General features: G+C 71.4%; 9 protein-coding genes and 1 pseudogene. 5 read left to right on the forward strand and 5 right to left on the reverse strand.

The features are described from left to right. The 5 genes and pseudogenes from AB0B50_RS44505 to AB0B50_RS44525 all read left to right on the forward strand — a co-directional run. Nucleotides 1-768: pseudogene (locus AB0B50_RS44505) on the forward strand (enoyl-CoA hydratase/isomerase family protein); the annotation flags it as partial. Between the two features lie 65 nt (nt 769-833). Next, nucleotides 834-1,493, forward strand: a complete 660-nt coding sequence (locus AB0B50_RS44510; protein ID WP_362343800.1) for a hypothetical protein — start codon at nt 834-836, stop codon at nt 1,491-1,493. Next, nucleotides 1,493-2,389 carry a hypothetical protein gene (locus tag AB0B50_RS44515; protein WP_362343803.1) on the forward strand — a complete coding sequence of 299 codons (897 nt, stop codon included), beginning with the start codon at nt 1,493-1,495 and terminating at the stop codon, nt 2,387-2,389. The genes AB0B50_RS44510 and AB0B50_RS44515 overlap by 1 nt, the downstream gene beginning before the upstream one ends. Nucleotides 2,390-2,534: 145 nt before the next feature. Beyond that, nucleotides 2,535-4,694, forward strand: coding sequence for a hypothetical protein (locus tag AB0B50_RS44520; protein WP_362343805.1), 2,160 nt, complete (start codon nt 2,535-2,537; stop codon nt 4,692-4,694). Beyond that, nucleotides 4,684-6,093: a hypothetical protein gene (locus AB0B50_RS44525; protein ID WP_362343808.1), complete on the forward strand. Its 1,410-nt coding sequence runs from the start codon at nt 4,684-4,686 to the stop codon at nt 6,091-6,093. Before AB0B50_RS44520 ends, AB0B50_RS44525 begins: the two co-directional genes overlap by 11 nt. Nucleotides 6,094-6,144: 51 nt before the next feature. Here the strand turns inward: AB0B50_RS44525 and AB0B50_RS44530 are convergent, their stop codons facing one another. The 5 genes from AB0B50_RS44530 to AB0B50_RS44550 are packed head-to-tail and all read right to left on the reverse strand — an operon-like array spanning nt 6,145 to nt 9,391. After that, nucleotides 6,145-6,750: a hypothetical protein gene (locus tag AB0B50_RS44530; RefSeq protein ID WP_362343811.1), complete on the reverse strand. Its 606-nt coding sequence runs from the start codon at nt 6,748-6,750 to the stop codon at nt 6,145-6,147. Next, nucleotides 6,747-7,376: a hypothetical protein gene (locus tag AB0B50_RS44535; RefSeq protein ID WP_362343814.1), complete on the reverse strand. Its 630-nt coding sequence runs from the start codon at nt 7,374-7,376 to the stop codon at nt 6,747-6,749. The genes AB0B50_RS44530 and AB0B50_RS44535 overlap by 4 nt, the downstream gene beginning before the upstream one ends. Continuing rightward, nucleotides 7,369-7,827, reverse strand: coding sequence for a hypothetical protein (locus AB0B50_RS44540; RefSeq protein ID WP_362343817.1), 459 nt, complete (start codon nt 7,825-7,827; stop codon nt 7,369-7,371). Before AB0B50_RS44540 ends, AB0B50_RS44535 begins: the two co-directional genes overlap by 8 nt. Beyond that, nucleotides 7,824-9,068, reverse strand: a complete 1,245-nt coding sequence (locus AB0B50_RS44545; protein WP_362343820.1) for a hypothetical protein — start codon at nt 9,066-9,068, stop codon at nt 7,824-7,826. Before AB0B50_RS44545 ends, AB0B50_RS44540 begins: the two co-directional genes overlap by 4 nt. 8 nt (nt 9,069-9,076) lie before the next feature. Further along, on the reverse strand, nt 9,077-9,391 hold the full coding sequence (locus AB0B50_RS44550) for a hypothetical protein (RefSeq protein ID WP_362343823.1): 315 nt from the start codon (nt 9,389-9,391) through the stop codon (nt 9,077-9,079). Between the last annotated feature and the right edge of the window lie 309 nt (nt 9,392-9,700).

Consider the following 9,700-nt stretch of genomic DNA (forward strand, 5'->3'; position numbering starts at 1 on the left):
CTGGAGGACCGCTACTCCAAAGCCGCGGGCGCGATCAGCAAGGAGCTCGACAAGGCCGGCGACATCGCCCCCGACGAGCCCGGCTTCTGGGACAAACTGGGCAAGGGAATCGCCGACGCGTGGGACGCCACCGGCGAATGGTTCAAGGAGCACGCCGACCTGATCAAGGAGATCGGCGACGTGCTGAGCCTGATCAGCAACGCCCTGGGCGTCCTTGCCATCATCACTGCCCCCTTCGAGCCCCTCGGCGCCATCTTCGCCGCCGGCGCCATGGCGACCAGCGGGGCGGCGCTGCTGGCCCATCTCACGGCCAAGGCAGCCGGGGCGGACGTCAGTTGGACCTCCATGACGTTCGACGCCCTCGGCGTCCTGCCGGGCATCAAGGGGCTCACCGGAGGCGCCGCCCTCGCCAAGGGCACCGGCGCCGCGGCACGCGCCTCCCAGCTCGGTTCCGGCTACCGCGGGGTGACGAGCATCGGCAAGGCGTACAAACTCTTCGGACCGCTGAAGGCCACGCCCGTCGTCAAACTCGGCGAGGGCGGCAGCCGTCTGCGGCTCGCCGCGGAGAGCGGTCTGCAGAACTTCCGCGGTGGACAGCTGGCCGGCACGAAGACGCTCAACGCGCTCGGCTCCAAGGTCCCGTTCGTCAAGAGCGACGAACTGCTCGCCCCCATGAGCAACGGCGGCCGCGCCCTGGACGCCGCCATCAAGACCGGCCTGACCGGCTACAAGGGCTACACCATCGCGCACACCGACTACGGAAACTGAGGACCGGTTCCATGAACGTGGATTCGGCCTCGCTGCCGCCCATGACGTTCGACCTTCCCGAGGGCATGCACGCGATCGAGGTCTCCCTCGACGCCGCCGAACGCGCAATGGCCGTAAGGGAATTCGTGCGCGACGTGTACCCGCGGGGCGACGAGCCGCTCCGGGAGGCGCTTGGCGCGCTGTACGGCCGGACGGCGGACGACATGCCGGCGGCCGGCGTCGCGTTCTTCGGCATCGGTCTGTACGAGATCGAGGGCGGCGGCGTCGCGCACTGCTCCCTCACCTTGTCGGTCTTCGAATCCGGCTCCGTCGACCAGGAAGTGGCGGCCCAGGGAATCCGGGCCGCGCTCGGCAGCAATCCCCTGCACGACGTGACCTGGCTCGACCTGCCCTGCGGCCCCGCCGTGTCGGCGATCTCCAGGCGGCGCCTCGTCATCGACGGCCGTTTCACACAGAGCGGCGAGGACGAGGAACTGGTGATGGGCCAGTTCCAGGTGCACATCCCCTTCGGCAACGGCCCGTACACGGCGGTTTTCACGTTGAATACGGCTTCCGTGGAACAGTGGGAGGAATTCACCCATGCCGTCGCGGGCATCGTCGGCTCCGTGGCATTTCCCGCGACCACCGATTTTCCCGTGACCACCGATGTGGCATTTCCCGCTGCCACCGATTCCGACGACGGACGAAGCGGCAGCGGAGAACCGCGGAGAGAGGCGATGCGCTGATGGACTGGTACCCGAACGCCGATGAGCAGTTGCTCCTGCGCACGACGGCCGGGTTCGCCACCGGCATGGCGCCCGCGGTCTCCGGCTCACGGTGGTTCAGGGACCTGGAACGCCGCGACATCCAGGGCGAGTTGGAGCTCGCCGGATGGCCGGAAGGACCCACGTACGAGCTGCGCTCCGCGGGTGACAGAGCGGCCCGCCGTACCGGCCGCGCGCTCCTCGTCGGCATCCCGCTGGTCGCGAACCTCATCGCGAACCTCGGAGGCGCCGCGGGCACTCCCCTGGGGGACGTGCCGGGCCGAGGCAGGCCCGATGAGCCCGAGAACGAGGTGGCCGACTTCCCCGTCATGTGGGCCGCGCCCGGCGCGCTCGCCCGGACCGTCCCCTGGCAGCTGGATCCGGGACGGCGCCCCGACGACCGCATGACCGATCTGGTCCTGACGGACCGGCGTCTGCTCTTCCTCGCGACCCGCCGGGGCAGCATCGGAAAGGCCGACGTCCTCGGCGAGTTCACGCGCGATTCCGTCGCCGAGGTCCGCCGCATGAAGTTCAGCGAGCTCAACGCGGATGTGCGCGTGACGTTCGCCGACGGCTCCTGGGTGCGGCTCGCCCTCGGCAATCCGGACGACGCCGAGCGGCTCGGCCAGGTCCTCGGCGGCACCGTCCGCATGCTCACGGAGAGCGAGCTGTCCGAGGGCCAGTCGGACCGGGTTCGGCGCTTCATGGCCGACCTCCCCAAGACGGCTCACCCGCCGACGTACAGCCGACTGCCCAGTGGCGTCACACTGGTCGAATCGCGCGTCCCGGTGAAGGCGGGCTCCGGCCTCTTCGAGACCCACTCGATCCTGATGGACGGCTCGGGACGGCCCGCACAGGCGGCTCCCGGCGAAGTGTGAGACGAACGATCTCCGGCAGCCATGGCCCCGGTTCCGTCGCGGAAGTAAAGTGCGCCGAATGGATGAGGGGGACTTCGGGACCATGGAGGCACGGAACGCAAGGGCTGCCACCGTTCACAGACGGTCCCGGCGCGGAATTCGCAGTTTGCCCCTCTTTGCCGTCTACGCCTGCCTGTTCCTCCTCGCGGCAACACTCACCACGGCCGCCACCAGCGCCCCGGCCCACGCCGCGGACACCGGCCGCGACAGCGCCGACACCCAAGCCACCGCCCTCGCCGCCCACCTCCGCAAGAACCCCGTCTACCTCACCGACCAGCTCCCCCGCGCCGTCCCCCGTTCCACCGCCCCCGACTTCGCCGAGATCGCCGAGGGGATCAAGAAGCGGACGGGCGTGCGGGCGTACGTACTCGTACTGCCCGACTCCGGTACCACCATGGCGAACAAGGCCCTGCTCGGCGCCGTGCACGATCGGCTCGGGCGGGACGGGCTGTTCGTGCTCATCGACGGGCACTCCGTCGCGCAGGCCGTCGCCTTCGGGGTGCGCGCGCCCGCCGACGCCGCCTGGACGGCCCAGCTCTATGAACTTCCGTACGACGCAGGGCCGTTGCTCAGCTTCGAGCGGTTCGCCGACGTCGTCTCGCTGGGCCCGGAGAAGGCCTCGCAGCGGGCCGAGGCCGCCCGTGAGAAGTACGGGTCGGACGGTGCGAACGGCGGTGGCGGCGAGGAGCCGGAGCAGCTGCACATCAGCCCCACCGACCGCCGCAACCAGTCCTTCCTGACCGGCATCGCGCTCACCGGACTGCCTCTGCTCGTCCTGCTGATCTCCCCGTACGTACGCAGGTGGTGGCGACGGCGACCGGCCGCCCAAGCCGCAGCCGCAGCCGTGTCTCTGGACAAGACCGACGAGGCGACGCCCCGCCCCCGCCCCCGCCGACTCCACTGGTTCGAAGCCGCCGTCGCCCTCGCCCTCGCCGCCGCCGTCGCGCTCACCGCCACCGCCCTCTTCGACCAGACCACCTCCAGCGCCGCGCCCCCGCCCACCGCCGCCGACCTGGCATCCCGCGTCGACCGCGTCACGGACGGGCTGCGCCGCGACCCGGTCTACAGCGACCCCGAGAGTCCTCGCCCCCTCACGGCCCGGCAGCTCTCCGACCTCCGCTCCCGCATGAAGGACGCCGACTACGGGCCCGTGTACGTCGCCCTAGTGCCCCAGGTGACCGAGGACGAGTCCGGCGGCGACCCCGAAGTCTTCGCCGACGCGCTCCACCGCGGACTCGGCAAGGCCGGCGTGTACGTCGTCGCCGATCCGCTCTCGGGCGACATCGACGTCGTCACGCACGGCGTACGCATCGACGCGAACCGCGTCGCCTTCGACCTGCCCGACGGCATCAGCTACGACGACGCGGAGAGCCGTTCCGACGACCACCGGCTCGGCGAACGCCTCGGCAAACTCCTGACGTTCCTCGACGACGCGCCCCGCACGGACGCCCCCGAGACCTCGTCGATCGGCTCCGACGCGCCCGACGCCGCCGAGGACACCGCCCTGCCCCGCCTCTTCAGCACGGACTTCTGGCCCGGCCTCATGGTGGGCGCGATCGGCGCCGTGCTCGTCTTCGCGCTGGTCGCCGCCGTCCTCGGGATTCTGCGGCGTACGGTGCCCGGGCTGCGGCCCGCCGCTCCCGGAATCCGCGTCATCCGCTCTCCCGCGGGGCCCGAGGACGGCACCCTCGTCGGTTTCGACGCCCCCACCGCCCCCTCCCCCGCCTACCTCCGCCGCACCGCGCGCGACGAACTCGACTCTCTGGCCCGGGAGTTCGACCCGGACGCCGCGCTGCCCTCCGGTCTGCGCACCCGCGTATGGGACTGCCTCGACACCGCCACGCTGCTCGCCGACCGCGACGCGGGCGGCCCCGACGGCCGCGTGGACGACGACGCGCCGGCCGCCGACCTCGCCGCCGCCGTCACGCTCGCCCGCATGGGCCGCGCCGCGCTCGCGAGCCGCGACACCACCAAGCCCTGCTGCGCGCTCAACCCGCTGCACGGCCCCGCCACCGGCTGGCGCGACGCCCAGTACGCGCCCGAGGACGGCAGGCTCCGCACCATCCCCGTCTGCGACGCCTGCCGCGCCTTCGTCACCGAGCGGCCGGGCCTCGCCCACACGCGCCGCCTCACGCTGCCGTCGCCCGCGGGCGGGCGCGGCGCCGAACGCGTCCTGTACGAGGACGCCGCGGGCCCACTGCCCGCCGCCCGCAAGGGAGTTCCCCAACTCATCCGCCAGGTACGGGAGTACGCCGGTGTCCAGTGACCCGAAGACCCCACATGTCGCGAAGAGCCGTCGTCACCCGGCGGCATCACTCGCCGCCGCTGCCGCCCTGGTCGCCGCCGCAGTCCTGGCCCTGCTGACATCCACCGCGCCCACCCCCGCGCTCGCCGCTCCGCCGAGCCCCGGCACGAAGATCGCGGAGGCGCTGACCAAATCTCCCGTGTACGTCGATCCTTCGTACGCCGCATCGGCCGTGACTCCCGCCCGGCAGAAGGAACTTGTCCGGCAGATCGACGCGACCGGCCTGCCCATCAAGGTCGTCCTCGTACCGCTGGCCAAGGGCGACGCGTACAACGGCGACGCGGACACGCTGGCGGCGGTCGTCCGCGACCGCCTGAAGGACCGCAGCCCGGAGGCGGGCGGCGGCTCCCAGACGGGCGACGACCTCATCCTCCTCACCACCGACGGCGAGTTCCACGACTCGATCCGCGGCCACGAGTGGCCCGGCGACGCGCACCAGGCCGAGGACGCCGCGAACGCCGTGGACCTCATGGACGAACTGGACGACGCGAGCCTCGCGGAGCGCACCGCCGAGGCCATCACCGTGATCGAGCGGGGCAACGGCACGGCGGAGTACGAGAAGCAGACGAAGAAGCTGGACGAGGACCTGGCCCGCAACCGCGGCTCGGCGAAGGGCGGGGGCGCGGGCGCGGATTCCGGCGACAGCCGGGGCGACGCTCCCTCCTGGGCGCTCATCGCAGCGATCGCAGTGCCCGCGACGCTCGCCCTGGCCCTCCTCGCAACCTTCCTCGTACGCTCCGCGCGCCGCCGCAACCGCCCCGGCAGCGGACACCCCTCGGCCCCCTTCGCCTTCCCCCAGGCCGTCTTCGCCGCGGCACACGCCGCCGACGAGGCCGAGCTGCGGCGCCGCGCGGAGGCGGAGGTCCTCGCGCTCGGCGAGGCGGCACGGGCGGCGGACACCGCGGCGACGCCCGGCCTCCAGCGGGCCCTGGACGCGTACGCCGCCGCGGGCACGGTGCTCGACGGGGCGCGCGGCATGCCGGACCTGGCCGGGGTCCTCGCCCTGGTGACGGAGGGCCGCGACGCCCTGGACGGCACCCCCGACCCGCTCCCCCTCTGCTTCTTCAACCCCCTGCACGGCCGCGCGACCCGCACCGTCCGCTGGCGCCCACTGGGCCGCCGCGACCACCTCAGGGTCTCCCCCTGCGAGACGTGCGCCGAAGCGGTCCGCACCCGCCGCGCCCCCGAGGTCCTCACGGACACGGCAACCCCGGACGACCGCCCGATCCCCTACTTCGAGGCGGCCGCGGAGTCGAGCGTGTGGGCGGCGACGGGGTACGGGTCCTTGCTGGGCGATCCGGCGGAGGACGGGCTTGCTCGGCGGGTGGGGCGGGGGGACTTCTCGCAGGGGCGGGGCTGAGTCCCAGCTCCGCCAACCGCCCCTCGCCAACCGCCCCTCGCCATCCGCCCGTCAGCCGCCCCCGGCGGCCACGCTGATCCGTCCCGCGAACGCGTCCAGGTCGTCCATGGCGCCGAGCACCCGCCGCGGGTCCGGCGCCGCGACGATGACGACGACGTCGCACCCGGCCGCCTCGTGCCGCCAGGCGTACCGCACCCCCGCGACGATCATGCGGCCCCCGTCCTCGTCCCCGTCGGTCTGCGTATAGCGCAGGGAACGCAGGCCCGTGCCGAGTGCCTCGGTCGTGAAGTCCTCCACGATCGGCTTCTCCACGAGGCCCGGGTCGTCCGTCGTGACCAGCTCCCGCAGGGTCTCCTCGCGGTCGCCGTCCGCCTCGATGGAGGCGACGTACACGGGAAGCGGCATGAAGCGCGGGTCGGGCAGCTGGAGATAGACGTCGAAGCCGGGCTGAGCCCGCGGAAGCTGTTCCGCGCAGACGCGCAGCGTGGCGGCCAGGCCCTTCAGGTCCTTGCGGGTCGGTTCGAGGCCGCTGTCGCCCCACCACGCCTCGGACATGTAACGGCCCCATTCCTTGGGGCCCTTCCACGGGGTGCCCTCCCAGGAGTTCGGGATCTGCATCCACGTATCGATGTCGTAGTCCACATGCGGCCAGCTCATGCTCGGCTCCATCGGAAGGTGCTCATCATCGCGTCGAACAGTTCCACGAAGAGGTCGGCGAGCTCGTCGTCGGGGTCGCCCGCGCCGAGGGTGGAGAAGACCACGCCGAGCCAGCGGCCGGGGTCGCCCGGGACGGGGACGACGTACTCGACGCGGCGTGAGGCGAGTTCGCCGCCGCCCGGCGCGTCGGCAGCGACCGTTCGTTCCGTACGGACCGCTCGTACGCCGTCGATCTCCGCGGCAGTCGTCTCGCCCTCCCGGCCCGGCGCTTCGAGGAGGCGGCGCGAGACGGCCGTGGGGTCGACGGCGACCTCGTCCGGGAACTTCATCTCCGAGACCACGATCGACGCAGGGACGGCGATGCCGTGCATCCGCTCCAGCGGAAGGTAGAGGTCGAGCGCCTCGGCCTTGCCTGCTTCCTTGACGGCGTCCTTCAGCCGTCGCTCCAACTCGCGCCGGTACGGCCCGATCCTGTCGCGCGGCGCGTCCGCGGGAAGCGTGGCGAAGGCGTCGTCGACGATGGCGCGTATCGCCTCGTCCGTGCCCGCTCTCATGGGGATGCGGACCCACTCGGGCGGGAGGACCAGCTGATAGCCGTGGGGGGCGGTTGTGGTGTGGTCAGTCACGGTGGGCCTTCGTGCGGGTGCGGAACTTGGGCAGCGCCCACTGAGTGAGCGGCGCCGCCAGCGGAATCAGTACGTAGACGATCGAACCGGTGGCGAATCCAGTCAGCCCGTTCAGGAGGGCACTGGCGAAGACCACCACCCGCACTCCGAAGTCGCGCTGTGGTGAGCCCTCGTACTTCAGGATCAGCCCGATCACCGCGGCCGTGGCCCCGGCACCCGCGGGCCCCAGCACATTCCGCAGGACGAACATCGCGACGTCGTCGGATGCGGCGCCCGCGATCATGGCCGCGCAGAACAGAAGTGGGGGCACGAGGGAGATCACGCGCACGACGCCGACGTCCTTGGCGTAGCGGCGCTCCGCCTCGTCCGCCGCCCGTTCCTTGTCCCTTCGGCTCCGTTCCAGCGCGGCGAAGTAGCGCTCGCCGGGCTCGCGGCGGTTGCCCGGGCTCACCAGCGGGACCCGACTTCGGCGGTGTACTCGTTCTTGTAGTCCTGGAACGGCGCGAAGTACGGCTTGTCCGTCACGGTGTCGCTGGACCCGAGGGCCTTGCCGCCCAGGTCGATGCCCTGTCCGGAGAGGAAGACCTGCTGGTTGTGGCGCAGATAGCTCTCGGCGCCCTGGCCGGCCGTGTGGACGGCGTCGTCGCCCGCGTAGGCGGCCCGCGTCTTCACGATGTCCTTGTAGGCCACGGCCGCGTCCTTGTCGCCACCCGCCTTGAGGATGTCCATCTTGCTGACCTTGGGCAGCGGCGCCTTGGTGGCCACCTTCTCGGCGCCCGCGCCCGCCTTGGCGGCCAGTGCGTCGGCCTGCTCGATGGCTTCGCGGGCGGCCCGCTTCTGCGCCTTGGACGCGCCCTTGTCGGCGAGGGTGCGCCCTGCCTGCCCGTACACCTTGTTCATGCTGTTCTTCGCGGCGCCGGCGGCGGCCTTCCTGGCACCCTGCCCGGCGGCGAGCCGAGTGGCGGCCTGGCCCGCCTTCAGGCCGGACACGGCGCCGCGGCCGAGCCCCATGGTCGCCAGCGCGAACACGTCGAGGGCGACGTCGGCCCAGGAGCCCTGCCCGGCTGCGGCCATCACCACTCTCGCCACAAGGACCGCGATTCCCGCGGCGAGGACCACCCCGATCCCGATGCCTGAGACGAAGATCGCGGCGATGGCGAGGGCGGTGGCGACATAGCTGGCGACCTCGATGACGACCTTCAGCCAGCCGGCGTTCTTGTCGATCCAGTCCTTGACGTTGTCCCACCAGCTGTCGGTGAGGGGGTCGTCGTCGATGGCGTTCTCGATCAGCGTGGCGTAGTGATCGGCCCGGCCCTCGTACCGCTTGGTGGCCTTCTCCAGGTCTTCCTTGGCCTGCTTCTTGTCGCTCTTGGCGAGGTCGAGCGCCGCGTCGGCGGCGGACTGGATGCCGCGCAGGTCGTCGGCCCAGCCGGACAGATGCGTCTTGACGCCCTCGTACCGCTCCGCGGTCTGGTCGAGCTTCTTGCCGAGCTCGGCAGCCCCCTCGGTCAGCTTGTCCGAGTACTTGCCCTTGAGCCCTTCCTTCTTGGCGATCTTGTGCAGCTTCTCGGCCTGGTCACGCAGCTTCTTGGCCACGCGCTTCATGTGCTCGACTTCGTCGTCGATGTCCTTGACGGACCCGGGCACCGGGTCGCTGTCGGCGAGAGGGTGCCAGTCCACAGGGCGAGCCATGACGTTCCCTACTTCCCCTTGTTCTTCTCGCGCTTCGCCTTGTTGGCCGCGTCCGCAAGGTCCTTGTCGGCTTTCTCGAAGGTCTTCCTGGTGGTCTCGACCCAGCCGCCGATCTTGTCGATCTCCTCGACGAGCCCCTTGCGGTGCCTGTCCCAGTTGTCCACGAAGGTCGACATGGCCTTGGCCATGCGCTCCGCGCCGACGACGGCCCGGAGCTCCTTCTTCCAGTCGTCGATCCCCTCGAACTCGCCCTTGATGGAGGTGAGTTGCTTTTCGGTTGTCTTGAGCAGAGTGATGTCGACCGACAGGTCTGGAGTGCTCACCTGAATCCCCCGTTCACCGGCCCGGCGGACTCGCCGCACCCGACCGTGCGCAGCCACGCAAACCTGCGCGTTTCTCTGTATTCCGACTGCTGTACTGCGACTGCTGTACTGCGACTGCTGTATTCCTCTACTTCCCTGCACATTCCTGCGCAGGGAAGCGCCTCCCTGAGCATTCCCGCGCATTCCTCAGCGGCCGAGCGGCTTCCGTCGCGGACCCGCGCCCCGCTCAAGACGGGCGGGAAAGGTCTCGCACAGCAGCTTCGCCCCGGTGGCCGCGGCGACCCGCCCCGCGGCCGCGAGCCCGGCGCC

The sequence above is a fragment of the Streptomyces sp. NPDC041068 genome, assembly GCF_040647455.1.
Lineage (GTDB): Bacteria > Actinomycetota > Actinomycetes > Streptomycetales > Streptomycetaceae > Streptomyces.

Excerpts from the sequence above, each read along its gene's own strand:
- AB0B50_RS44510 (WP_362343800.1), top strand. The coding sequence starts at position 834 with ATGCACGCGATCGAGGTCTCCCTCGACGCCGCCGAACGCGCAATGGCC.
- AB0B50_RS44515 (WP_362343803.1), top strand. The coding sequence starts at position 1,493 with ATGGACTGGTACCCGAACGCCGATGAGCAGTTGCTCCTGCGCACGACG.
- AB0B50_RS44530 (WP_362343811.1), bottom strand. The coding sequence starts at position 6,750 with ATGAGCTGGCCGCATGTGGACTACGACATCGATACGTGGATGCAGATC.
- AB0B50_RS44545 (WP_362343820.1), bottom strand. The coding sequence starts at position 9,068 with ATGGCTCGCCCTGTGGACTGGCACCCTCTCGCCGACAGCGACCCGGTG.